The 23,312-nt window shown below is 55.5% G+C and carries 22 protein-coding genes and 1 other annotated feature; of the genes, 10 read left to right on the plus strand and 12 right to left on the minus strand.

Annotated features, from left to right (window positions below; translation table 11 throughout):
- Positions 1-12 precede the first annotated feature (12 nt).
- A complete protein-coding gene (locus KW828_RS11640) occupies positions 13-1,392 on the plus strand; it encodes a PTS transporter subunit EIIC (RefSeq protein WP_218336502.1) in 1,380 nt (459 codons plus the stop codon).
- Position 1,393: 1 nt separating this feature from the next.
- Here KW828_RS11640 and KW828_RS11645 read toward each other — a convergent pair whose 3' ends face one another.
- The 4 genes from KW828_RS11645 to KW828_RS11660 are packed head-to-tail and all read right to left on the minus strand — an operon-like array spanning position 1,394 to position 4,688.
- Positions 1,394-2,053 (minus strand): methionine ABC transporter permease, encoded by a 660-nt coding sequence (locus tag KW828_RS11645; protein WP_218336556.1) that lies wholly within the window; start codon positions 2,051-2,053, stop codon positions 1,394-1,396.
- Positions 2,050-2,838 (minus strand): methionine ABC transporter ATP-binding protein, encoded by a 789-nt coding sequence (locus KW828_RS11650; protein WP_218336503.1) that lies wholly within the window; start codon positions 2,836-2,838, stop codon positions 2,050-2,052. The genes KW828_RS11645 and KW828_RS11650 overlap by 4 nt, the downstream gene beginning before the upstream one ends.
- Positions 2,835-3,641 carry a MetQ/NlpA family ABC transporter substrate-binding protein gene (locus tag KW828_RS11655; protein WP_218336504.1) on the minus strand — a complete coding sequence of 269 codons (807 nt, stop codon included), beginning with the start codon at positions 3,639-3,641 and terminating at the stop codon, positions 2,835-2,837. Before KW828_RS11655 ends, KW828_RS11650 begins: the two co-directional genes overlap by 4 nt.
- A gap of 24 nt (positions 3,642-3,665) precedes the next feature.
- Entirely contained in the window at positions 3,666-4,688 is a 1,023-nt protein-coding gene (locus KW828_RS11660) for an isopenicillin N synthase family oxygenase (protein WP_218336505.1), read from the minus strand.
- A gap of 281 nt (positions 4,689-4,969) precedes the next feature.
- Between KW828_RS11660 and ykgO the strand changes: the two genes are divergently transcribed.
- The gene (ykgO, locus tag KW828_RS11665; protein WP_218336506.1) at positions 4,970-5,110 is read left to right on the plus strand and encodes a type B 50S ribosomal protein L36; all 141 of its coding nucleotides are present in this window, start codon (positions 4,970-4,972) and stop codon (positions 5,108-5,110) included.
- Positions 5,111-5,132: 22 nt separating this feature from the next.
- On the opposite strand, the gene KW828_RS11670 is transcribed toward ykgO, so the two are convergent.
- From KW828_RS11670 to acrA, 6 genes are all read right to left on the minus strand, one after another.
- Positions 5,133-5,603, minus strand: a complete 471-nt coding sequence (locus tag KW828_RS11670) for a YlaC family protein (protein ID WP_218336507.1) — start codon at positions 5,601-5,603, stop codon at positions 5,133-5,135.
- Positions 5,604-5,706: 103 nt separating this feature from the next.
- Positions 5,707-6,273 (minus strand): maltose O-acetyltransferase, encoded by a 567-nt coding sequence (gene maa, locus KW828_RS11675; RefSeq protein WP_218336508.1) that lies wholly within the window; start codon positions 6,271-6,273, stop codon positions 5,707-5,709.
- A 184-nt stretch (positions 6,274-6,457) separates the two neighbouring features.
- Positions 6,458-6,676 (minus strand): HHA domain-containing protein, encoded by a 219-nt coding sequence (locus KW828_RS11680; RefSeq protein ID WP_072567578.1) that lies wholly within the window; start codon positions 6,674-6,676, stop codon positions 6,458-6,460.
- A gap of 27 nt (positions 6,677-6,703) precedes the next feature.
- Positions 6,704-7,078, minus strand: a complete 375-nt coding sequence (tomB, locus tag KW828_RS11685; protein WP_088220195.1) for an Hha toxicity modulator TomB — start codon at positions 7,076-7,078, stop codon at positions 6,704-6,706.
- Positions 7,079-7,596: 518 nt separating this feature from the next.
- Positions 7,597-10,746, minus strand: coding sequence for a multidrug efflux RND transporter permease subunit AcrB (gene acrB / locus KW828_RS11690; protein ID WP_218336509.1), 3,150 nt, complete (start codon positions 10,744-10,746; stop codon positions 7,597-7,599).
- Between the two features lie 22 nt (positions 10,747-10,768).
- Complete coding sequence (gene acrA / locus KW828_RS11695) at positions 10,769-11,968, minus strand: multidrug efflux RND transporter periplasmic adaptor subunit AcrA (RefSeq protein WP_218336510.1); 1,200 nt, start codon at positions 11,966-11,968, stop codon at positions 10,769-10,771.
- 142 nt (positions 11,969-12,110) lie between these two features.
- Between acrA and acrR the strand changes: the two genes are divergently transcribed.
- Together acrR and mscK are read left to right on the plus strand one after the other, a co-directional pair.
- Positions 12,111-12,764 (plus strand): multidrug efflux transporter transcriptional repressor AcrR, encoded by a 654-nt coding sequence (gene acrR / locus KW828_RS11700; RefSeq protein ID WP_218336511.1) that lies wholly within the window; start codon positions 12,111-12,113, stop codon positions 12,762-12,764.
- Positions 12,765-12,897: 133 nt separating this feature from the next.
- Complete coding sequence (gene mscK / locus KW828_RS11705) at positions 12,898-16,251, plus strand: mechanosensitive channel MscK (protein ID WP_218336512.1); 3,354 nt, start codon at positions 12,898-12,900, stop codon at positions 16,249-16,251.
- Between the two features lie 40 nt (positions 16,252-16,291).
- Here the strand turns inward: mscK and rsmS are convergent, their stop codons facing one another.
- Positions 16,292-16,450, minus strand: coding sequence for a pleiotropic regulatory protein RsmS (gene rsmS, locus KW828_RS11710; protein ID WP_218336513.1), 159 nt, complete (start codon positions 16,448-16,450; stop codon positions 16,292-16,294).
- An 11-nt stretch (positions 16,451-16,461) separates the two neighbouring features.
- Positions 16,462-16,989 carry a primosomal replication protein N'' gene (gene priC / locus KW828_RS11715; protein WP_218336514.1) on the minus strand — a complete coding sequence of 176 codons (528 nt, stop codon included), beginning with the start codon at positions 16,987-16,989 and terminating at the stop codon, positions 16,462-16,464.
- Between the two features lie 69 nt (positions 16,990-17,058).
- Here priC and KW828_RS11720 point away from each other — a divergent pair, with 69 nt between their 5' ends.
- The 6 genes from KW828_RS11720 to htpG all read left to right on the plus strand — a co-directional run bounded on the left by KW828_RS11720 (position 17,059) and on the right by htpG (position 23,197).
- Positions 17,059-17,436: a DUF454 family protein gene (locus tag KW828_RS11720; RefSeq protein WP_218336515.1), complete on the plus strand. Its 378-nt coding sequence runs from the start codon at positions 17,059-17,061 to the stop codon at positions 17,434-17,436.
- A 153-nt stretch (positions 17,437-17,589) separates the two neighbouring features.
- A complete protein-coding gene (gene apt / locus KW828_RS11725; protein ID WP_218336516.1) occupies positions 17,590-18,141 on the plus strand; it encodes an adenine phosphoribosyltransferase in 552 nt (183 codons plus the stop codon).
- Between the two features lie 120 nt (positions 18,142-18,261).
- Positions 18,262-20,196 (plus strand): DNA polymerase III subunit gamma/tau, encoded by a 1,935-nt coding sequence (dnaX, locus tag KW828_RS11730; RefSeq protein ID WP_218336517.1) that lies wholly within the window; start codon positions 18,262-18,264, stop codon positions 20,194-20,196.
- Positions 19,529-19,593, plus strand: a sequence feature (DnaX frameshifting element). (Overlaps the previous gene by 65 nt.)
- A gap of 81 nt (positions 20,197-20,277) precedes the next feature.
- Positions 20,278-20,607, plus strand: a complete 330-nt coding sequence (locus KW828_RS11735; protein ID WP_072567589.1) for a YbaB/EbfC family nucleoid-associated protein — start codon at positions 20,278-20,280, stop codon at positions 20,605-20,607.
- The gene (recR, locus tag KW828_RS11740) at positions 20,607-21,212 is read left to right on the plus strand and encodes a recombination mediator RecR (RefSeq protein ID WP_218336518.1); all 606 of its coding nucleotides are present in this window, start codon (positions 20,607-20,609) and stop codon (positions 21,210-21,212) included. The genes KW828_RS11735 and recR overlap by 1 nt, the downstream gene beginning before the upstream one ends.
- Before the next feature lie 110 nt (positions 21,213-21,322).
- Positions 21,323-23,197 carry a molecular chaperone HtpG gene (gene htpG, locus KW828_RS11745; protein WP_218336519.1) on the plus strand — a complete coding sequence of 625 codons (1,875 nt, stop codon included), beginning with the start codon at positions 21,323-21,325 and terminating at the stop codon, positions 23,195-23,197.
- Positions 23,198-23,312: the final 115 nt, after the last annotated feature.

Below are 23,312 nucleotides of genomic sequence, written 5' to 3' on the forward strand. Positions count from 1 at the left end.
GCAGGAGCTTTTATGGGAACGCAAGACGCCATCAATAATATTATCCGTCTGGTGGGCGGCGAGGGTAATATTAACAAAGTGTGGCACTGTATGACGCGCTTACGCTTTGATCTCATTGACGATAATAAAGTCGATCAGGGCGAAATCAAAAAGCTGCCGGGCGTGCTCGGCGCACAGTTACAGAGCGACCAGTTTCAGATCATCATCGGCCCGAAAGTGAACAGCTGGTACGAGCAAATGCTGACCACGCTCGGCGGCGACACCCGAACTACCGATGCAGCACCGACACAGAAAGGTCGCAAAAGCCTGGTGTCGATGTTTATGGATACCGTCTCGGGTGTGTTCGGGCCGATAGTGCCGGCGATCGCCGGTGCCGGGATGATCAAAGGCCTGCTGGCGGGACTGATCGCCCTCAAGCTGGTGTCTGCGAAAAGCGATACCGTGGTGGTGATCGATCTGATTGCCAGCGGCGTGTTCTATTTTCTGCCATTCTTCCTCGCCGTTTCAGCGGCGAAAATTTTCAAAACCAATGAATATCTGGCGGCGGCGGTGGCGGCCTGTCTGATGTATCCGTCGCTGATTGAAGCGGCGAAAGCGCTGGCGGCGCATCAGCCGGAGGCGGTGACGGCGTTCTGGTTGCTCAACGCCATTCCGGTATCGGTCTTTAACTATTCTGCCAGCGTGATCCCGGTGATTTTCTCGGTGCTGGCGCTCAGCTATATCCACCGCTGGGTGGACAGCATCATGCCGGACGTGCTGAAAACGGTGTTTACGCCGACGCTGACGCTGTTCCTCGGCGCGCTGGCGGCGCTGGTGGTGATTGGCCCCATCGGTATTTACCTGGGGAAAGGGCTGGCGCTGTTTATCGAAGGGCTGTTCAGCGTGTCGTCGAGCTTTGCGGGTCTGGTGGTTGGGGCGATCCGTCCGGTGGCGATCCTCACCGGCATGCACCACGCGATGACGCCGATTGCGCTGCAAAACTTCAGCGACCGCGGTTACGACATGCTGATGCCGATGATGTTTATGGCTAACATGGCGATCGCCGGTTCGACCTTTGCTATCTGGCGGCTCAGTAAAAATCGCCAGGATCGCACGGTGACCTTGTCGGCGGGCATCTCCGCGCTGCTGGGGATCACCGAACCGGCGCTGTTTGGCGTGCTGACGCGCTACAAAAAAGCCTTTATCGCCGCGACCATCGCCAGTTCGCTGGCCTCGGCGTTTATCGCTTTCTTTGGTGTGCGGCTGTACGGCTATATTCTGTCGAGCATTTTCAGTCTGCCCGCTTATATCGGCCCGTACTTTATGTTCGCGCTCGCCGGGGTGGTGATCGCGCTGGTGCTCTCCTTTGTCTTAACGACGATCCTTGTCGGTAAAGATCAGCAGGACGCCTGAGTTAACGTCGGTGCGCCAGACGGCGCACCAGACGATCCCCCGCCATTTGTACACCCTGGACCATCGCCACCAGAATGATCACGGTGCCGACCATCACCTGATCGTTAAAGCGCTGATAGCCGTAGCGGATCGCCAGATCCCCCAGCCCGCCGCCGCCAATAACGCCTGCCATCGACGAAAAGCCAATCAGCATCACTACCGTCAGGGTGATCCCCGCCAGCAGCGCGGGCAGCGCCTCCGGCAGCAGTGCTTTGGCGATGACGTGCCAGACGTTACCGCCCATCGACAGAATGGCTTCAATACGGCCATGATCCACTTCATCCAGCGCGTTTTCCGTCAGACGGGCAAAAAACGGAAAGGCGCCAATGGTGATGGGCACCACCGCCGCGGTACTGCCGAGCGTGGTGCCGATCAGCAAACGGGTGAAGGGGATCAGCGCAATGAGCAGCACAATAAACGGCAGCGAACGGCCCACGTTGATCACCGCCCCAAGCAGGGCGTTCAGTTTCGGCAGCGGCAGCAGGCCATTGGCGCGGGAGATATAGAGCAGGATCCCGGCGGGCAGCCCCATCAGCACGGTAAAAAATGCCGCGAGCGCCACCATGTACAGCGTGTCCAGCGTGCCATCCAGCAGCAGCGGCCAGAGATCCTCCCAGCTCATGCTACGCATAATGACCTCCCGTCAATGCCATGGCGGGCAAGGAATTGCCGCTCCGCCTGCCGGTCATGCAGCAGCGCTTTACGCAGCCGCGACCAGGGCGTCGCCAGCAGATCGGCGATTTTGCCGCCTTCGACCAGCTGGCCGTTTTCCAGCAGCGCTGCGTGATCGCAAAGATGTTTCACGACCTCAAGCTGATGGGTGATCAGCACGATGGTCAGACCCAGTTGCTGATTAATCTCCGCCAGCAGCGCCAGAATAGACGCGGTAGTGTCGGGATCGAGGGCGCTGGTGGCTTCATCGCACAGCAGCACGTCCGGTTTTGACGCCAGCGCGCGGGCAATGCCGACGCGCTGCTTTTGGCCGCCGGAGAGCTGCGACGGAAAGGCTGCGGCTTTATCCGCCAGATCCACCAGCGACAGCAGTTCATTGACCCGCGCCTCACGCTGCGCTTTGGGGACGCCGGCGATCTCCAGCGGCACGGCGATGTTATCGGCGACTGAGCGCGCATGCAGTAAATTGAAGTGCTGGAAAATCATGCCGGTGCGCAGGCGATGCGCGCGCAACTGTGCTTTATCAAAACGCGTAATGTCCCGGCCATTCACCAGAATGCGGCCCGCTGTGGGCCGCTCCAGTAAATTCAGACAGCGGATCAGCGTGCTCTTACCCGCGCCGCTGCGCCCGAGGATGCCGTAGATCGCCCCTTGCGGGACGGTCAGCGAAACGTCGTTCAGTGCCGGTTGGCCGGTTCCGGCGTAGGTTTTACTCAGCCCTTCAATGACGATCATGACTGCGGCGCAACCGGAATAACCGAGCCGTTGTACTGCTTACGAATAAAGTCCGCCACCTGCGGCGAATTCAGATCTTTCGCCAGTTCTTTAATGCGCGGATCGTTCGCCAGCTGCGGATTCGTCACCAGAATATTGGCATACGGATTATGCACAGCGCTCTCTAATCCGAGCGCATCTTTGGCTGGCGTTAGCCCGGCTTCCAGCGCGTAGTTGCCGTTGATCACCGCCAGATCGACATCATCCAGCGAGCGCGGGATCTGTGGCGATTCAATTTCGAGGATCTTCAGATGTTTCGGGTTCTCGGCGATGTCTTTCGGCGTGGCGAGCGTGGAGGCCGGATCGGTAAATTTCGCGTTGAGCGTGATCAGCCCCTGGCTTTGCAGCAGGAACAGCGCCCGGCTGAGGTTGGTGGTGTTATTCGGCACCGCCACCGTGGCGTTATCCGGCACCGATTTAAAATCTTTGTATTTATGCGAATAGATGCCGAGCGGTTCAATGTGCACGGTAGCGGCCACGGCAAAAGTTTTACCGAGCGCTTTCTCCTGATCTTTCAAATAGGGCACATGCTGGAAGTAGTTGGCATCGACATCGCCATTGGCTAACAGCTCATTGGCGTTAACCCCGCTGGTCAGCTCCACCACTTTCAGATCCAGCTTTGGATCGAGTTTTTTGATGTAGTTAAGAATTTCAGCGTGCGGCACCGGATCGGCGGCAATACGCAGCGGAGCGGCATGCGCTGAAGTCCACGCCAGTGAAAGAGACAGTGTAACGCCTGCCAGTTTAAATGCGGCATGTTTCATGATGTTGGCCTTTTGAGTTATTGATCAGACGATGAATTGTTCGCTGCGTTCGCGCAGCACATCCCGGTAATAACGCTCTGCGACATCCGGGTGCGATCGCAGTCTGCCTTTCAGGTAGTTCCAGCCCACGTCGCGCAGCAGGGGGTTCTGCGGATCGCTTTCCGGCCCGCAGGCTTCCTGCGCCAGCGCCTCTGGCAGGGCGTAAACCGGCACTACGGCGTCGAGCTGTGCGCCGAGGAAAAAGGCGATCGACAGGCGCTCCTGCCCGGCTGGCGGTGACACTACGCGGTGTACCGTGGCACGCAGATAGCCGTTGGTCGCAAGCTCAAGTAATTCACCGATATTGACCACAAAACTGCCGGGCAGCGGTTCGGCATCGATCCAGCGATCCGCTGCGACTTCAACCTGTAAGCCTTTTTGCGCGTCCTGCAACAGGAAGCTCAGGAAACCGGAATCTTTATGTGCGCCGACGCCCTGATCGCTTTGCGTTTCCTGCTGGCCTGGATAGCGGATCAGCTTGATGTGTTCGTTGGGCTGCTCGCCGTAGAGACTGTCGAAGGCGTCAGCAGGCAGATGCAGCGCTTCGGCGAACGCGCGCAGCAGACTGAGCGCCATGGCGGTCATCGCATCCTGCCAGGCGAGCAGCGCAGGGCGCAGCGTCGGTAAGGTGTGCGGCCACAGGTTCGGTCCCTGCAAACGCCGCCAGCGCGGGCTGTTTTCCGTGAGTTCAAGGGCAGGGCGTTCGGCGCCAATATCAAACTGTTCGCGCCAGTCAGGCCGGCCGCGCGTCAGCTCGGAAGCCGCGCGGTTGTAGCCACGAAAATGCGGGGAGTGGATCATCGCCACCTGCTGCTTTTGCGCATCGGGCAGGGCAAAGAATTTACGGGCTTCGGCCTGCACCGCGTCCTGCAGGGTGCGCTCCACACCGTGATTGATCAGATAGAAGAAGCCGACGTCACGGGCGGCGTGGCGCAGCTGTGCAAGAAAAGCGTCGCGGTTAGCGGGATCGGTAAACTGTGAAAAATCCAGTACGGGTAAGGTGGTCATCGTTGTCTCCGTCTATCGCAAAATGGGGGGCGTCATTCCTGTTCCGGGAGCGGGTACAACAACAGTGCAGGTGCATGATTTCGTCCTCTCATTGGGTGTTCAGGCAGAGTGCCTGAAGCCGATAAAGGCGACCAATAACGTTATTTTCTAATTTATACACGCGGGGGATCATGTGCTTTTGCGGAAAACGCATAACGCGGTGCGGCTTGTATTCGGCGGATAACTTCGATAGACTTTTGTTATGTTATAACAAGTCAATTAACAGCGAAAAGGATCCCATCATGCAGGTCGTCAACTCGTTACGCAGTGTAAAGCAACGTCACCCGGACTGTCAGCTGGTTCGCCGCAAAGGGCGGGTGTACGTGATTTGCAAATCAAACCCGCGCTTTAAAGCGGTGCAGGGCAAGAAGAAAAGACGTTAAGGGCGGAGAAAACGGGCGGCAGTTATTTTGCCGCCTCTTTGCGCGTCAGGGTGTAAATATCATAAAACGACAGCGCGCCTTTGCGGGCGACCATTTGCTGGAGCTGTAATTTCTCTTTCTCACTGACGGCAGGCGAATTAAGAATATCGTCAATCAGCGTTTGCGGTACAAAACGGGTGTTGTACCACTCGCCGTTGTAGCAGACGCGGAAATCCAGCACATCAATATCTTCGTAGCGATAGCGCGGATAGACATCAAAAAAGAAGAAGCCGTTAAGCAGCGCAAACAGCACGACCAGCAGCCAGACGGAGCCTGCCAGAGTTTCGGATTGCAGCATTACGGCCAGCGTGGCAAACCAGGCGATGTACATACCGACAAATAACCCAGGATGATTGCGGATGAAGCTAATGCTAAAACGCGGTCGGTTGTCGCGTTTCTCGCGGATATTAAGCTCATCAATAGTTTGCATGAGCAGCCGCTGGATCTCGGTCATTTATTTCCCTTGTATTCTGACGACGTGCAGGTGAAACCGCCTATTTTACGCGCCCGTAGGGTGTGAAAAAAAGTAACAGTCGCACCGCAAAAAACAATAACAGTCAGACGATGGCAGGCGTCAACGTTTTGATAATACGCGCCGGGTTTCCGGCGATCACCACATCAGACGGGACATCGCGGATCACCACGCTGCCTGCGCCTATTACCACGTTATCGCCAATGGTGACGCCAGGGTTTATGACCGCGCGTCCGCCAATCCACACGTTATGACCGATACTGACGGGCGCGCCAAACTCTACACCGCTGTTACGTTCGGTGGCATCCAGCGGGTGCGTGGCAGTATAGATATGTACGCCGGGAGCGAGCATGCAGTTATCGCCGATATGGATCGGGCAGACGTCGAGCAACACGCAGTCAAAATTGGCGTAGAAATTATTGCCCAGAGAAATGTTGTAGCCGTAGTCGCAGCGGAAATTCGGCTCGATATACGCGTTACCGCTGTTGCCCAGCAGTTCTGCCAGCATGGCGCTGCGCGCGGCTTTTTCATCCGGGGCGGAGTGGTTATAACGGTAGAGGATTTCCCGGGCACGCTGACGATCGGCGCGCAGGGTATCATCGGACGGCCGGTAGGGCAGGCCGGCAATCATTTTCTGTTTCTCGTCGCTCATTGCTATCTCACCAGTAAACGTAACAGTGGACACCGTAAAGTGAGATAGCCGGAAAGGGTAATACCTTCGCGAGGGCTTGTGATCGTGATCACATGTGCACGACCTGTTCATCGCCGGAATAAGCCGTCAGATAACGGCGCTGGAGAAGCGTTGCGATATAACCTCAGAAAAAACATGACAAGGATTAACGGACAAATTTCCAGACTGATGACGGGATTTTGTCATACAGCTTATTCATGGTCAGTTCTGCCAGACGGTGATCGGCCGCTGAATAAAATACCGTCAATTCCGGGTCCGAAAGCTCATATTTATTTTTCTCAATGACGCGCTCCAGGGTGTCAATTGTCTGACAGCGCCTCAGACGCATCAAATAATCAGTCTTGGTTAATGGTTTATCCGACATAAATTCACCTTTGTGATTGTAATAGTTCTAACAGGAGAGGCTAACAGGATTAGCCTTGCTCACATTGAGGAAACAGCGAAACAAGCGATTCCCTGATTTGCGCCATTTCTGTAAGTCTTCTGTGTTAATGCCGTAGCTGCTGAACAACATAAACGTGTCATCGAGGTATTCATCGATTTGGGCAATCAGCTTATTATCTTCATTATACTTAATTTTATAATTAAGTGCGAAGGTTGCAATATGCTCAACAAGTTCGTTTAACTGCAAATTGATCGCTGAAGTTGGATCATTAACCCAACCATGATGGCTTTCTTCCAGATTGGCGAGGCAATCACGGTAGAGGGTTTCACAAAGAAATTTCAGCTGCGCAATATCATGCCTTTTTGGCGAGTATTCGTCCATAACGCATCCCCTTCTGAGTGGCTTTTTTTTTCTAACCGAACACCGTATCGGGATGGATACAACACTGTGACCTGCCGCGTAAGCTGCTCTTACGCCTCAATTTAACTATAAGCCAGAGCGAATAGGATTTCATGGCCCTATTACGAAAAATTACAATTATTACCGTTTGGGTTACCCATCGTCGTTATTTTGGCTGACTAACCTGCCGACGTTTTACGCGTTAAATCTTCAGTTATCTTAATGGATCCTTTGATTTCATCATGTTAACCGCAACCAACTGGTCGGATGTTATTGTGGCTGGTCTGGCTCAGAAAAATACTTAGGATTATTCTTACGGATTAATAAAATTCACAATAATTAAGAATTTTACCAATACTTTTAAGAGTGGACTTAAGCCTTGAGAATTATATGTCCTATTTTAACAGCACAATATAAATGCACAGACAATAAGACGGTTTTATCATTTTTCTCTGAAAAGAAAAAGGCCGCTTACGCGGCCTTTACTCAAACATCATGGCTTAATGATGCTCAACCTTATGGGAATGCTCAATATCTTCCGACTTGCGGCTGAAGCGGCGGCGAACCACCACAAAGAACACCGGTACAAAGAAGATAGCCAGCACGGTCGCCGTGACCATCCCGCCCATTACGCCTGTACCTACGGCGTTCTGCGCGCCGGAACCGGCACCAGTACTGATCACCAGCGGCATAACGCCGAGGATGAACGCCAGCGAGGTCATCAGGATAGGACGCAGACGCATACGCACCGCTTCCATCGTTGACTCAATCAGGCCCTTACCTTCTTTTTCCATCAGATCTTTGGCGAATTCGACGATTAATATCGCGTTCTTCGCCGACAAGCCAATGGTTGTCAGCAGGCCCACCTGGAAGTAAACGTCGTTACCCAGACCACGCAGGGTCGCCGCCAGCAGTGCACCCAGCACACCCAGGGGAACAACCAGCATAACCGAGAACGGAATCGACCAGCTCTCATACAGCGCAGCCAGACAGAGGAAGACCACGATCAGCGAGATAGCGTACAGGGCAGGGGCCTGGTTACCGGAGAGGCGTTCCTGATAGGACATGCCCGTCCAGTCGTAACCGATACCCGCCGGGAGCTTGCTCGCCAGTTCTTCCATCATCGCCATGGCTTCACCGGTACTCTTACCCGGTGCTGCCTGACCCAGCAGTTCCATTGACGGTAAACCGTTATAGCGTTCCAGACGTGGTGAACCGTATTCCCAGTGCGTGGTAGCGAAGGCGTTCAGCGGCACCATCTGGCCCTGACTGCCGCGCACGTACCAGTTGCCAATATCTTCCGGCAACATACGGAACTGGGCATCAGACATCACGTAGACTTTCTTCACACGACCGCGGTCAATGAAGTCGTTCACGTAACTTCCGCCCCATGCTGCGCCGAGGGTGGTATTAATATCGCTAATGGATACACCCAGTGCCTGGGCTTTTTCCTGGTCAACGTCAATTTTAAACTGCGGCGTATCTTCCAGACCGTTAGGACGAACACCGACCAGCACATCGCCTTTCTGCGCGATTTCGCCGAGCAGCTGGTTACGCGCCTGGGTCAGTTTATCGTGGCCAAGACCGCCCTGGTCGATCAGCTGGAAGTCGAAGCCGGTGGCAGTACCGAGTTCCACAATCGCCGGCAGGTTAAACGCGAAGACCATCGCATCTTTGATCTGCGAGAAGGTCCCCATGGCGCGACCGGTGATCGCTTCCACTTTGTTCTCATCCCCCGGACGTTCGCCCCAGTCTTTCAGGGAGACGAACGCGATACCGGTGTTCTGACCACGACCTGCAAAACCGAAGCCGTTAACCGCAAACACGGAGTTCACGTTCGCTTTTTCGTTTTTCAGGTAGTAATCAGTGACTTCATCCAGCACCTTCTGTGTACGCTCTTGCGTTGCACCCGCTGGCAACTGAACCATTGTCAGGAACACGCCCTGATCTTCGTCCGGCAGGAACGAGCTTGGCAGACGCACGAACAGATAGGCCATGCCGACCACGATGATGATATAGAGCAGCAGATAACGACCGGTACTGCGCAGGATGTTCCCTATGCTGTCGGTGTAATGGTTGGTGCTCTTATCAAACATGCGGTTGAACCAGCCGAAGAAGCCTTTTTTGCCTTCACCGTGATCGCCTTTGGCGACCGGTTTCAGCATCGTGGCACACAGGGCCGGGGTCAGGATCAAGGCCACCAGTACGGACAGCGCCATCGCGGAAACGATAGTGATGGAGAACTGACGGTAGATCGCACCGGTAGAGCCGCCGAAGAAGGCCATCGGAATAAATACCGCCGACAGCACCATCGCGATACCGACCAGTGCGCCCTGTATCTGGCCCATGGACTTACGCGTGGCTTCTTTGGGCGGTAAGCCCTCTTCGGTCATAACACGTTCGACGTTTTCCACCACCACGATGGCGTCATCCACCAACAGGCCTATCGCCAGCACCATGCCGAACATCGTCAGGGTATTGATCGAATAGCCGAAGGCGGAGAGGACCGCGAAGGTCCCCAACAATACAACCGGTACAGCGATGGTCGGGATCAATGTGGCACGGAAGTTCTGCAGGAACAGATACATCACGATGAACACCAGCACGATCGCTTCGACCAGCGTTTTCACCACTTCGTTAATAGAGATTTTTACGAACGGCGTGGTGTCGTACGGATAAACAATTTCCAGACCCGCCGGGAACGTCTCTTTCATGCGTTCCAGTTCAGCACGCACCGCGTTTGCCGTATCCAGCGCGTTCGCACCGGTGGCAAGCTTGATCCCAAGGCCCGCTGCGGGCTGGTTGTTATAGCGCGCGACAACGTCGTAGTTTTCACCGCCCAGCTCAATACGGGAGACGTCTTTCAGACGCACCTGCGAGCCATCCGGGTTCACTTTCAACAGGATCTTACCGAACTCATCCGTCGAGGTCAGACGGGTCTGCGCAATGATCGAGGCGTTCAGTTGCTGCCCTTTCACCGGCGGGGTACCGCCTAACTGACCGGCTGCGACCTGGGCGTTTTGCGCTTTGATCGCGGTGATGACATCCACCGGCGTCAGCTGGAAGTTATTCAGTTTGTTCGGATCCATCCAGATACGCATCGCATATTGCGAGCCGAAGAGCTGAACGTCGCCGACACCGTTGGTACGGCTGATCGGATCCTGCATGTTGGCGGCAACATAGTCAGAAATATCTTCCTGCGTCATGGAGCCGTCGGTGTTGATCACCCCGACCACCATCAGGAAGCTACTGGATGACTTCTGGACGCTAACGCCCTGTTGCTGCACTTCCTGCGGCAGCAGCGGCATCGCCAGCTGCAGTTTGTTCTGCACCTGTACCTGTGCAATGTCTGCGTCAGTACCGGATTCGAAGGTCAGCGTGATCTGCACCGAACCGGTGGAGTCACTGTTTGAGGACATGTACATCAGGCCATCGATACCGTTCATGTTCTGTTCGATAACCTGAGTGACGGTATCCTGCACCGTTTTAGCATCAGCACCGGGATAGTTTGCGTTAACCGTTACAGCAGGCGGCGCAATCGTTGGATATTGCGCTACCGGCAACTGCATAATCGCAAGTCCCCCGGCCAGCATGATGATGATCGCTAATACCCATGCAAATATGGGGCGATCGATAAAGAAATTAGGCATGTCTTAACGGCTCCTGTTTAAGTTAAGACTTAGGCTGTTCTGACTGGGCGCCGCCTGCGGCTTGCTCTTTCGTCTCAGCCTTTACTTCCTGCACTTTTACCTGAGCGCCAGGACGAACTTTTTGTAATCCGGTAACAATCACGCGATCGCCGGTTTTCAAACCATCCGTAACCAGCCATTTATCACCAATTGCTTGCGTGGCGGTGATCTGACGCTGTTCAACTTTGTCGCCTTCGCCAACCACCATCACGCTCGCATCGCCGCGCGGCGTACGGGTCACGCCCTGCTGAGGTACCAGCAGCGCATTCGGGTTTACGCCTTCTTCAAGGCGTGCACGCACGAACATGCCCGGCAGCAGAGACTGATTCGGGTTCGGGAAAATCGCACGTAGCGTAATAGAGCCGGTGGTTTGATCGACGGTAACGTCTGAGAATTCCAGGGTTCCGGTTTGCGGCAGTTTTTCACCGTTGCTGGCAATCAGCTCAACTTTCGCTTTGCCGTTTTCCTGTTTCAGTTGGCCGTTTTCCAGTTCTTGCTTCAGACGCAGGAAATCGTTGCTGGACTGGGTGACATCCACGTAAATCGGATCTAACTGCTGCACGGTGGCCAGCGCGTTGGTTTGACCATTCTGTACCAGAGCACCTTCGGTAACGGCGGATTTACCAATGCGGCCGCTAATCGGGGAGGTTACTTTGGTGTACGCGAGGTTAATACGCGCGGTTTCAACAGCGGCTTTCGCTGCGACCACGGCGGCATTGGCCTGCATCGCATCGGCCTGCGCGGTATCCAGATCTTGTTGACTGATATAGTTGGTGCCGATCAGTTTCTGATAACGGTTAAGGGTGACCTGCGCAATTTTTGCCGCAGCCTGGGCTTTCGCCAGATCGCCTTTGGCGCTCTCGTAAGAGGCCTGGTAAGTGGCGGGATCAATCTGATAAAGCGAGTCGCCCGCTTTAATATCGCTACCTTCGGTGAAGTTACGTTTTAAAATAATGCCGCTGACCTGAGGTCTGACTTCTGCAATGCGATACGCGCTGGTACGGCCAGGCAATTCTGTCGTGATTTGCAGGGGTTCAGATTTGAGTGTCACAATCCCAACTTCTGGCGCTTGCTGTCCTGCTCCTTGTTGCTGAGCCGATTTATCATCACATCCTGTAAGCGCTAAGCTGCCTGAAAGCATCAGAACGACCGCCAGAGGCGTGAACCCTCTGTTTTTGTTCATAGGTAAACCTCGAGTATCCGATTTCAAATTGATCAATGGATCAAGCGTCCACAAACCCATTGCTGCGTTTATATTCTGGTCATGCTATGTTACATACATCCATAAATGTATGTAAATCTGACTCCTGTAAAATCACCTACATATGGCACGAAAAACCAAACAACAAGCCTTAGAAACACGTCAGCACATTCTCGACGTGGCAATGCGATTGTTCTCTCAGCAGGGGGTTTCTTCAACCTCGCTGGCTGAAATTGCGCAGGCGGCGGGTGTAACTCGCGGCGCGATTTACTGGCACTTCAAAAATAAGTCAGACTTATTTGGTGAAATTTGGGAGCTATCAGAGTCCAGCATTAGCGATCTTGAGCTTGAGTATCAGGCAAAATTCCCCGACGATCCACTTTCCGTTTTACGGGAACTTCTGGTCTATATACTTGAAGCGACGGTTATTGAAGAACGCCGTCGGCTAATGATGGAAATAATTTATCACAAGTGTGAGTTTGTCGGTGAAATGGCAATTGTGCAACAGGCACAACGCAGTTTATGTCTTGAAAGTTACGACAGAATTGAGCTAACGCTCAAACGCTGTATGCAATCAAACAGGTTACCCGCGAATTTGCTCACCCGCCGGGCAGCGATCCTGATGCGCAGCTATATATCCGGCATTATGGAAAACTGGCTGCTGGCACCACAATCCTTTGATCTCAAGAAAGAAGCGCGAGATTACGTGACGATTTTACTGGAGATGTTCCAGTTCTGCCCGACGATGTGCGCACCTTCAGAGGCACAGCCTGCTTAAGACAAAATCCCACTCTCCAGGATTTATCCTGGAGGCGTCGTGCGCTGCTAGGTAGTCGCGGACGGGCGTGATATTCTGCGTGCCAGGCTATTTCCGGCCACTTTCCTGTAAAGAACACACTCACGCTAAAATTATGCTGCACACTATACGCCCGCAAAACCCGATTTCAGCGTTTGCCTTTGCGCTGTGCTTATTCGTCGCGTCATGTTGCGCGACGGTCAACGCTGCGCAGGCGGCATCCGACTTGCCAACCCGCGCCGAAACGCAAAGCCAGCTTGATGCGCTGAACAAGCAAAAAACGCACAGCCCGCAGGATAAACTGGTCATTGACGATCTGAGCGAGACCCTGGATACGATCGATAAAATAGAGCGTGTCAAACAGGAAACGGCGCTGCTCAAACAGAAAGTGGCCCAGGCGCCGGAAAAACTGCGCGAGGCCACGGAAAGGCTGAATGCGTTAAGTGATAAAGATAACGACGACGAAACGCGTAAAACCTTGGCCGCGCTCTCACTGCGTCAGCTGGAATCCCGCGTCGCTCAGGTGCTGGACGATTTGCAGGCGGCGCAGAACGATCTCTCCAGCTATAACAGCCAGCTGGTGTCCCTGCAGACGCAGCCGGAGCGTGTGCAGAACGCCATGTATACGGCGTCTCAGCAGTTGCAACAAATTCGCAACCGGCTGAACGGCACTATGGCCGGCGAAGGCTCGCTACGTCCCACGCAGCAGACATTATTGATGACGCAGCAGGCGTTGTTGCATGCGCAAATCGATCAGCAGCGCAAAAGCCTCGAAGGCAATACCACGTTGCAGGATACCCTGCAAAAACAGCGGGATTACGTCACCGCCAACAGCAATTTGCTGGAGCATCAACTGCAGCTATTGCAGGATGCGGTCAATAACAAGCGCCTGACGCTCACCGAGAAAACCGCGCAGGAAGCGGTCAATCCAGACGAAACCACGCGTATCCAGGCAAATCCGCTGGTGAAGCAGGAGCTGGATGTTAACCATCAGCTCAGCCAGCGGCTGATCAGCGCCACCGAGAACAGCAATGCGCTGGTGCAGCAAAATATTAAAGTCAAAAACTGGCTCGATCGTGCGCTGCAATCCGAGCGCAACGTCAAAGAACAGATTGCGGTATTGAAAGGTAGCCTGCTGCTATCGCGTATTCTCTACCAGCAGCAGCAGACGCTGCCGTCGGCAGACGAGCTGGAAGACATGACCAACCGCATCGCGGATTTGCGGCTGGAGCAATTTGAAATCAACCAGCAGCGCGACGCGCTGTTCCAGAACGAAGCGTTCGTGACGAAGCTCGAAGAGGGCCACCAGAAAGACGTGAATGATGAAGTGCATGACGCCCTGTTGCAGGTGGTGGATATGCGCCGCGAACTACTGGATCAGCTGAACAAACAGCTGGGTAATCAGCTGATGATGGCGATTAACCTGCAGGTGAATCAGCAGCAGCTGATGAGCGTGTCCAAAAGCTTACAGGAGATCCTCACCCAGCAAATCTTCTGGATCAACAGCAACAAACCCATGGACTGGGAGTGGCTAAAAGCCTTCCCGCAGGCGTTAAAAGATCAGATCAAATCGACGAAAATCACCGTTAACTGGGAAAAGGCCTGGCCCGCCGTTGCTGTCGCTTTTCTTGCCGGATTGCCGCTGCTACTGATTGCCGGTCTGATCCGCTGGCGTCTGCGCTGGCTGAAGCAGTATCAGGCAAAACTGGCCGACGAAGTAGGGCAACTGCGCAACGACAGCCAACTGCACACGCCAAAAGCCATTCTTATCGATCTGATCCGTGCGCTGCCGGTGTGCCTGCTGATCCTTGCCGTTGGTCTGATCCTGCTCACCATGCAGCTTAATGTCAGCGAACTCCTGTGGGCGTTCAGTAAAAAACTGGCGCTTTACTGGCTGGTATTCGGCCTGTGCTGGAAAGTGCTGGAAAAAGACGGCGTGGCGGTGATGCATTTCAATATGCCAGCGACGCTCACCAGCCACTGGCGTCGGCAGATTGTGCGCTTAAGCCTGGCGCTGTTGCCGCTGCACTTCTGGTCGGTGGTGTCGGAGCTGTCGCCGCTGCACCTGATGGATGATGTTATCGGCCAGGTGGTGATCCTGCTTAATCTGCTGGCGATCACGGCGCTAATCTGGCCGATGTTCCGTGAAAGCTGGCACGATAAAGAGTCCCATAGCATTCGGCTGATCACCATTACCGTGCTGTCGATTGTGCCGGTGGCGCTGATGGTGCTGACGGCGACGGGCTACTTCTATACCACGCTGCGTCTGTCCGGTCGCTGGATCGAAACCGTCTATCTGGTGATTATCTGGAACCTCCTGTACCAGACCGTGCTGCGCGGCTTAAGCGTGGCGGCACGGCGTATCGCCTATCGCCGCGCGCTGGCGCGTCGACAGAATCTGGTGAAAGAGGGGGCGGAAGGGGCCGAGCCGCAGGAAGAGCCGACCATGGCGCTGGAGCAGATCAACCAGCAAACTCTGCGCATCACCATGCTGGTGATGATCGCGCTGTTCGGCGTCGTGTTCTGGGCGATCTGGTCAGATTTGATCACCGTTTTCGCCTATCTCGACAGCATTACCCTGTGGCATTACAACGGCAGTGAAGCGGGCGTCAACGTGGTGAAAAACGTCACCATGGGCAGCTTGCTGTTTGCGGTGATTGCGCTGGTGGTCGCCTGGGCGCTGATCCGCAACCTGCCAGGTCTGCTGGAAGTGCTGGTGCTCTCCCGACTGAAAATGCGCCAGGGCGCGTCCTACGCCATTACGCAGATCCTCAACTACCTGATCATTGCTGCCGGTGCAATGACGGTCTTCGGCTCGCTGGGCGTGTCATGGGATAAACTGCAATGGCTTGCCGCCGCGCTTTCGGTCGGTCTGGGTTTTGGTCTGCAGGAGATCTTCGGTAACTTCGTTTCCGGCCTGATAATTCTCTTCGAACGCCCGGTGCGTATTGGCGATACCGTCACCATTGGTACGTTCTCCGGCACGGTCAGTAAGATCCGTATCCGCGCCACCACCATTACCGATTTTGATCGTAAAGAAGTGATCATCCCGAACAAAGCCTTTGTAACCGAGCGGCTGATCAACTGGTCACTGTCCGACACCATCACCCGCGTGGTGGTGCGTCTCGGTGTGGCTTACGGTTCAGATCTGGACAAGGTCAAAGAGGTGCTGCTGAAAGCGGCGATGGAACATCCGAAAGTGATGCACGATCCGGAACCGGCGGTGTTCTTTACCACCTTCGGACCGAGCACGCTGGATCACGAACTGCGCCTGTACGTGCGCGAACTGCGTGACCGCAGCTACACCGTCGATGAACTGAACCGCACCATCGACCGTCTGTGTCGTGAAAACGGCATCGACATCGCCTTCAACCAGCTGGAAGTGCATCTGCGCAATGCCAGTGGTGAGGAGTTCACGGAAGTTAAGCGTGATCTGAACGGCGATAACTCAGCGCCAGGCATCGCCTGATGTGATGGGATTGCCTCGACCCTCTCCCCGGCGGAGAGGGTCACTCTGCGGCTGAATTTGCCGCCACTTTCTTCTCAAAATCCCGCCGCACGATCGCCAGCGCTTTCAGCACCGTTTCCGGCGGAATAGCATGTTCTTCCAGCAGCATAATCAAATCTACCGCCAGTTTGACGTCGTCCGGGGCGTTCTCTAATGACATGGATTTCTTCCTTAGCGAGTCATCCGTGCCAGCACGGATTCAATACGTTGTAATGCCGTCTGGCAGCGGGACAACCGGCCTTCCAGCGCCACGATCTCCTGGTGCAGTTTCTGCTGCGCTTCCGGCTCGCTGGTCGCACGGCATCGCGCTTCCCGCGTCTGTTTCATTTCGATCAGACGGCGCTCAAATTCCTGGTGCTGCAAACGGCGACGCTGCCACTTTGCGATCCCCGGTGACGCATGATCCCACTGCCGGAGCGACCAGGTGGCGGTTTCACGCATCAAGGCGGCAATCTGCGCGCTGAGATGTTCCGCCAGCCAGGCCACCTGCGCCAGTTGCGCCTTTTCAACCGCCTGGCGCAGGGCGGCAAGATTGCCCTCCGCTTCCTCAAGACACGCAGACATCCGCGTGCTGCGGGTGCGGAAAAGCTGGCGATCGAAGCGCGCGCTGACGGTGGCATGCCCGGCAAGGGGGGCGACCTGCGCTCGTAAGGTCGCCAGCTGCTCAGATAACGCCTGTAAAAGTCGATCCGTTTTCACACGTCTCTCCGCTCAATATTTGAAAAGCCTGTGGTACAGTGGCTGTAACATCCGCTAACGATCCCTATCATGCAACGCACTATTCTAATCATCATCGGCTGGCTGGCGGTAGTCCTCGGTACGCTGGGTGTTGTGCTGCCGCTGTTACCCACGACGCCGTTTATTCTGCTTGCGGCCTGGTGCTTTGCCCGCTCATCGCCACGATTTCACCAGTGGTTGCTGTATCGCTCGTGGTTTGGCGGTTATCTGCGTCACTGGCAGCAGTACCGCGCCATGCCGCCGGGGGCGAAGCCTCGCGCCGTTGCGGTGATCCTCATCACCTTTGCGCTGTCATTATGGCTGGTAAAGATGATGTGGGTACGCATTTTGTTGCTGGTTATTCTTGCCTGCCTGCTGATTTTTATGTGGCGCATCCCGGTGGTTGACGAAAAACAACAAAATCAGTGACGCGAACGGAAGTGTGTTGCAATTGTCGCGTACAGCCAGTAAATTCGAGCGTTTTCGAGCACGGGCACACCCGGTTAAATGTTAAACAGTCGTTGCATTTGATCCTTAATCAGCGTGCCGTGAGTAACACCGTTTCTATCAGGCAAAAAATCCATGACCGCGACTGCGCAGCAGCTTGAATATTTAAAAGACAGCATCAAAAGCATCCAGGATTATCCGAAACCGGGCATCCTGTTCCGTGATGTCACCAGTTTGCTGGAAGACCCGAAAGCCTACGCCCTCAGCATTGAATTGCTGGTTGAGCGTTTTAAAGATGCCTGTATCACCAAAGTGGTCGGTACTGAAGCCCGTGGCTTCCTGTTCGGCGCACCGGTAGCGCTGGCGCTGGGCGTTGGTTTCGTCCCGGTGCGTAAGCCGCGTAAACTGCCGCGGGAAACCATTGCGGAAAGCTATGAGCTGGAATACGGCACCGATCAGTTAGAGATCCACGTCGATGCCATCAAGCCTGGCGACAAAGTGCTGGTGGTTGACGATCTGCTGGCGACCGGCGGCACCATCGAAGCCACCGTGAAGCTGATCCGCCGTCTGGGCGGCGAGGTAACCGACGCGGCCTTTATCATTAACCTGTTTGATATTGGTGGTGAAGAACGCCTTGAAAAACAGGGTATTAAGTGCTTCAGTCTGGTCCCTTTCCCCGGCCACTAATAGCCGTCATCAACATTCATCATGCGGGCCTGCTGGCTTGCATGATGAAGTGTATTCAGCCTGTTGCTGTGTTAGCATGACCCCCTCGTAAATCACCTTTCAGCGTTGCAGAGCCTGCCAATGAGCTATCAGGTCTTAGCCCGTAAGTGGCGACCACAAACTTTTGCTAACGTTGTCGGCCAGGAACATGTGCTGACCGCCCTGGCGAACGGCTTATCCTTAGGACGCATTCACCACGCGTATCTTTTTTCCGGCACCCGCGGGGTCGGGAAGACGTCCATCGCCCGCTTGCTGGCGAAAGGACTGAACTGCGAAACCGGGATCACCGCCACGCCGTGCGGCGTCTGCGATAACTGCCGTGAAATCGAGCAGGGGCGCTTTGTCGATCTTATCGAGATCGATGCCGCCTCCCGCACCAAAGTTGAAGATACCCGCGACCTGCTGGATAACGTGCAGTACGCGCCAGCCCGTGGCCGCTTCAAGGTCTACCTGATCGATGAAGTGCACATGCTGTCGCGCCACAGCTTCAACGCGTTACTGAAAACGCTGGAAGAGCCGCCCGCGCACGTTAAATTCCTGCTGGCGACCACCGATCCGCAAAAACTGCCGGTGACGATCTTATCCCGCTGCCTGCAGTTTCACCTCAAAGCGCTGGACGTCGATCAGATCCGCCAGCAGCTTGAGCACATTCTCGACGAAGAAAAGATCGCCCACGAGCCGCGCGCCCTGCAACTGCTGGCGCGTGCCGCCGACGGCAGCCTGCGCGATGCGCTGAGCCTCACTGATCAGGCGATCGCCAGCGGCGACGGTCAGTTGACCGCCCAGGCCGTCAGCCAGATGCTCGGCACGCTGGACGACGATCAGGCGCTGTCGCTGATTGAAGCGGTGGTGGAGGCGAATGGTGAGCGCGTAATGGCGCTGATTAACGACGCCGCCGCCCGCGGTGTGGAGTGGGAAGCGCTGCTGGTGGAGATGCAAACGCTGCTGCACCGCATCGCCATGGTGCAGCTGTCGCCTGCCGCATTGAGCAGCGACATGGCCGCCATTGAACATCGCATGCGTGAACTGGCCCGCACCGTGCCGCCCACCGACGTACAGCTCTACTATCAGGCGATGCTGATTGGCCGCAAAGAACTGCCGTATGCGCCGGATCGCCGCATGGGTGTCGAAATGACGCTGCTGCGCGCGCTGGCCTTCCACCCGCGCCAGCCGCTGCCGGAACCGCAGGTTTCGCAGCAATCTTTTGCGCCGGTGGCCCCGACGGCGGTACTGACGCCGACGCAGGTCGCCCCGCAGCAACACGCGGTTGCCCCAACACCCGTAAACAGTGACGTGCCGTTACCGGATACCACCAGTCAGGTACTGGCGGCGCGTAACCAACTGCGTGCGCAGGGAGCAACCAAAGCAAAAAAGAGTGAACCGGCAGCCACAACCCGTGCGCGGCCGGTGAATAACGCTGCGCTGGAACGCCTGGCCACCATGAGTGAACGCGTGCAAGCGCGTCCCGCCTCATCGGCCCAGGAGGCTCCGCCTGCTAAGAAAGAAGCCTATCGCTGGAAAACGACCACGGTCACCGAAGCGGTAAAAGAAGAAGTCGCCACGCCGAAGGCGCTGAAAAAAGCGCTGGAGCATGAAAGAACGCCGGAGCTGGCGAAAAAACTGGCGGAAGAAGCCATCGCCCGCGATCCGTGGGCGGCGCAGGTCAGCCAGCTTAATCTGCCGAAACTGGTGGAGCAGGTGGCGCTTAACGCGTGGAAAGAGCAGGACGGCAATCGCATCTGCCTGCATCTGCGTCCGACCCAACGGCATCTTAATTCTGCCGGTGCGGCCAAAGTGCTGACGGAGGCGCTGTCGGGCTTATGCGGCGAAGCAGTTGAACTGACTATCATTGAAGATGATAATCCGTCGGTGCTCACGCCGCTGGAATGGCGGCAGACGATTTATGAAGAAAAACTCGCGCAGGCGCGTGAGTCGATTGTCGCGGATAATAATATCCAGACGCTGCGCCGCTTTTTTGACGCGGAGCTGGATGACGAAAGTATTCGCCCCATTTGACAGGCAGCGGTGCTGACTGTCGTCAACCCTGAATGTGACTTATCTGACCGGTAAATCACCCCTAGCCTAAGAGAGAAGCCTATGTTTGGTAAAGGTGGTCTGGGTAACCTGATGAAACAGGCCCAGCAGATGCAAGAAAAAATGCAGCAGATGCAGGAAGAGATCGCGAAGCTGGAAGTGACCGGCGAATCCGGCGCAGGCCTCGTTAAAGTCACCATCAACGGCGCGCATAACTGCCGTCGCGTGGAAATCGATCCGAGCCTGCTCGAAGACGATAAAGACATGCTGGAAGATCTGGTTGCGGCGGCCTTCAACGATGCGGCGCGTCGCATTGAAGAAACCCAGAAAGAAAAAATGGCGGGCGTGTCCTCCGGCATGCAGTTGCCGCCAGGCTTTAAGATGCCGTTCTGATGCAAGCCAGCCCGCTGTTAAATCAGCTAATGGAAGCACTGCGCAGTCTGCCGGGCGTTGGCCCGAAGTCTGCGCAGCGTATGGCGTTTTCGCTGCTCCAGCGCGATCGCAGCGGCGGTATGCGACTGGCTCAGGCGTTAACGCGCGCGATGTCCGAAATCGGCCATTGCGCCCAGTGTCGCACCTTCACTGAACAGGACGTGTGCAACATTTGCGCGAACCCGCGCCGTCAGGAAAGTGGTCAAATCTGCGTGGTGGAAAGTCCGGCGGACATTTACGCCATTGAGCAGACCGGGCAGTTTTCCGGCCGTTACTTTGTGCTGATGGGGCATTTGTCGCCGCTCGATGGTATCGGGCCGAACGACATCGGCCTTGATAAGCTTGAGCAGCGGCTGTCGTCTGAGCAAATGAAAGAGGTGATCCTCGCCACCAACCCGACGGTGGAAGGGGAGGCGACCGCCAACTATATTGCGGAGCTGTGCGCGCAGTATGGCGTCGATGCCAGCCGTATCGCCCACGGCGTGCCGGTTGGCGGCGAGCTGGAGATGGTCGACGGCACCACGCTGTCACACTCGTTGGCCGGGCGTCACAAGATCAACCTTTAGTAAAAATCAGTAAAAAAAGTCGGGGCATTTATGTGCCCCCGCTTGAAATCTCCCCCGCATATCCCCATCTCCCCCTCAACACCAAATGGCATTGTTGAGGTATTTTTTCGATGAAAGGACAAGAAACACGCGGTTTCCAGTCAGAGGTTAAACAGCTTCTGCATCTGATGATCCACTCGCTGTATTCCAACAAAGAAATTTTCCTGCGTGAGCTTATCTCTAACGCCTCGGATGCGGCAGACAAACTGCGCTTTCGCGCGTTGTCGAATCCCGATCTTTATGAAGGCGACGGTGAGCTGCGCGTGCGCGTCTCCTTCGACAAAGATAAGCGCACACTGACCATTGCCGACAACGGTATTGGGATGAACCGCGATGAGGTTATCGACCATCTGGGGACGATTGCCAAATCCGGCACCAAATCTTTCCTCGAAGCGATGGGTTCTGACCAGGCGAAAGACAGCCAGCTGATCGGTCAATTCGGCGTCGGCTTCTACTCGGCGTTTATTGTGGCCGACAAAGTGACCGTGCGCACCCGCGCAGCAGGCGAAAGCGCGGAAAACGGCGTGTTCTGGGAATCCGCCGGTGAAGGCGACTACACCGTGGCTGACATCACCAAAGAAGATCGCGGCACCGAGATCACCCTGCACCTGCGCGAAGGGGAAGACGACTTCCTTAACGACTGGCGCGTGCGCTCTATCATCAGCAAATATTCCGATCACATTGCGCTGCCGGTGGAAATCGAAAAACAGGAAGAGAAAGACGGTGAAACCATCGTCAGCTGGGAAAAAATCAACAAAGCTCAGGCCCTGTGGACCCGTAACAAGTCGGAAATCAAAGACGACGAGTACAACGAGTTTTATAAACACATCGCCCACGACTTTACCGATCCGCTGACCTGGAGCCACAACCGCGTTGAAGGTAAGCAGGAATACACCAGTCTGCTGTATATTCCGTCCCGCGCGCCTTTTGATATGTGGAACCGCGATCACAAGCACGGTCTGAAACTCTACGTGCAGCGCGTGTTCATCATGGACGACGCAGAACAGTTCATGCCGAACTACCTGCGCTTCGTGCGTGGCCTGATCGATTCCAACGATCTGCCGCTGAACGTGTCCCGTGAGATCCTGCAAGACAGCAACGTCACCCGCAACCTGCGCAGCGCACTGAGCAAGCGCGTCCTGCAAATGCTGGAAAAACTGGCGAAAGACGACGCTGAAAAATACCTTACTTTCTGGAAACAGTTCGGTCTGGTGCTGAAAGAAGGCCCGGCGGAAGACACCGCCAACCAGGAAACGATCGCCAGACTGCTGCGCTTTGCCTCCACGCACACCGATTCGTCCGAGCAGACCGTGTCGCTCACCGATTACGTGTCGCGCATGAAAGAAGGCCAGGAGAAGATCTACTACATCACCGCCGACAGCTATGCGGCCGCGAAGAGCAGTCCGCACCTCGAGCTGCTGCGTAAGAAGGGCATCGAAGTACTGCTGCTCTCTGACCGCATCGACGAGTGGATGATGAGCTACCTGACCGAGTTCGACGGCAAGCCGTTCCAGTCTGTCGCCAAAGCCGACGAGTCTCTCGACAAGCTGAACGACGAAGTGGACGAAAGCGCGAAAGAAGCGGAAAAAGCCCTGGAGCCGTTTGTTGAGCGCGTGAAAACCCTGCTGGGCGACCGTGTGAAAGAGGTGCGTCTGACGCATCGTCTGACCGATACTCCGGCGATTGTCACCACCGACAACGACGAAATGAGCACCCAGATGGCGAAGCTGTTTGCCGCTGCGGGCCAGGCCGTCCCGGAGGTGAAATACATCTTTGAACTGAATCCGGATCACCAACTGGTGAAACGCGCCGCGGATACTCAGGACGACGCGCAGTTTAAAGAGTGGGTTGAACTGTTAATGGATCAGGCGCTGCTCGCTGAACGTGGCACGCTGGAAGATCCGAACCAGTTTATCCGCCGTATGAACCAGCTGCTGGTTTCCTGATAAGCCTCATTTCCTGCCGGATAAGCGATGGCGCTTATCCGGTCGGATGATCACCCTGTAGGCCGGATGAGCGTCACCGCCCTCCGGCATTTCCCCCGCCAGACTTACCGTTTTT

The organism is Enterobacter sp. ENT03 (assembly GCF_019218745.1).
In the GTDB taxonomy this organism is placed as follows: domain Bacteria; phylum Pseudomonadota; class Gammaproteobacteria; order Enterobacterales; family Enterobacteriaceae; genus Enterobacter_D.

Coding starts and splice junctions, on each gene's coding strand:
- KW828_RS11645 (WP_218336556.1), bottom strand. CDS start 2,053: ATGAGCTGGGAGGATCTCTGGCCGCTGCTGCTGGATGGCACGCTGGAC.
- apt (WP_218336516.1), top strand. CDS start 17,590: ATGACCGCGACTGCGCAGCAGCTTGAATATTTAAAAGACAGCATCAAA.
- KW828_RS11680 (WP_072567578.1), bottom strand. CDS start 6,676: ATGTCGGATAAACCATTAACCAAGACTGATTATTTGATGCGTCTGAGG.
- rsmS (WP_218336513.1), bottom strand. CDS start 16,450: ATGTCATTAGAGAACGCCCCGGACGACGTCAAACTGGCGGTAGATTTG.
- KW828_RS11650 (WP_218336503.1), bottom strand. CDS start 2,838: ATGATCGTCATTGAAGGGCTGAGTAAAACCTACGCCGGAACCGGCCAA.
- acrA (WP_218336510.1), bottom strand. CDS start 11,968: ATGAACAAAAACAGAGGGTTCACGCCTCTGGCGGTCGTTCTGATGCTT.
- ykgO (WP_218336506.1), top strand. CDS start 4,970: ATGCAGGTCGTCAACTCGTTACGCAGTGTAAAGCAACGTCACCCGGAC.
- KW828_RS11640 (WP_218336502.1), top strand. CDS start 13: ATGGGAACGCAAGACGCCATCAATAATATTATCCGTCTGGTGGGCGGC.
- mscK (WP_218336512.1), top strand. CDS start 12,898: ATGCTGCACACTATACGCCCGCAAAACCCGATTTCAGCGTTTGCCTTT.
- dnaX (WP_218336517.1), top strand. CDS start 18,262: ATGAGCTATCAGGTCTTAGCCCGTAAGTGGCGACCACAAACTTTTGCT.
- KW828_RS11660 (WP_218336505.1), bottom strand. CDS start 4,688: ATGACCACCTTACCCGTACTGGATTTTTCACAGTTTACCGATCCCGCT.
- htpG (WP_218336519.1), top strand. CDS start 21,323: ATGAAAGGACAAGAAACACGCGGTTTCCAGTCAGAGGTTAAACAGCTT.
- KW828_RS11670 (WP_218336507.1), bottom strand. CDS start 5,603: ATGACCGAGATCCAGCGGCTGCTCATGCAAACTATTGATGAGCTTAAT.
- KW828_RS11655 (WP_218336504.1), bottom strand. CDS start 3,641: ATGAAACATGCCGCATTTAAACTGGCAGGCGTTACACTGTCTCTTTCA.
- maa (WP_218336508.1), bottom strand. CDS start 6,273: ATGAGCGACGAGAAACAGAAAATGATTGCCGGCCTGCCCTACCGGCCG.
- tomB (WP_088220195.1), bottom strand. CDS start 7,078: ATGGACGAATACTCGCCAAAAAGGCATGATATTGCGCAGCTGAAATTT.
- acrB (WP_218336509.1), bottom strand. CDS start 10,746: ATGCCTAATTTCTTTATCGATCGCCCCATATTTGCATGGGTATTAGCG.
- KW828_RS11720 (WP_218336515.1), top strand. CDS start 17,059: ATGCAACGCACTATTCTAATCATCATCGGCTGGCTGGCGGTAGTCCTC.
- KW828_RS11735 (WP_072567589.1), top strand. CDS start 20,278: ATGTTTGGTAAAGGTGGTCTGGGTAACCTGATGAAACAGGCCCAGCAG.
- acrR (WP_218336511.1), top strand. CDS start 12,111: ATGGCACGAAAAACCAAACAACAAGCCTTAGAAACACGTCAGCACATT.
- recR (WP_218336518.1), top strand. CDS start 20,607: ATGCAAGCCAGCCCGCTGTTAAATCAGCTAATGGAAGCACTGCGCAGT.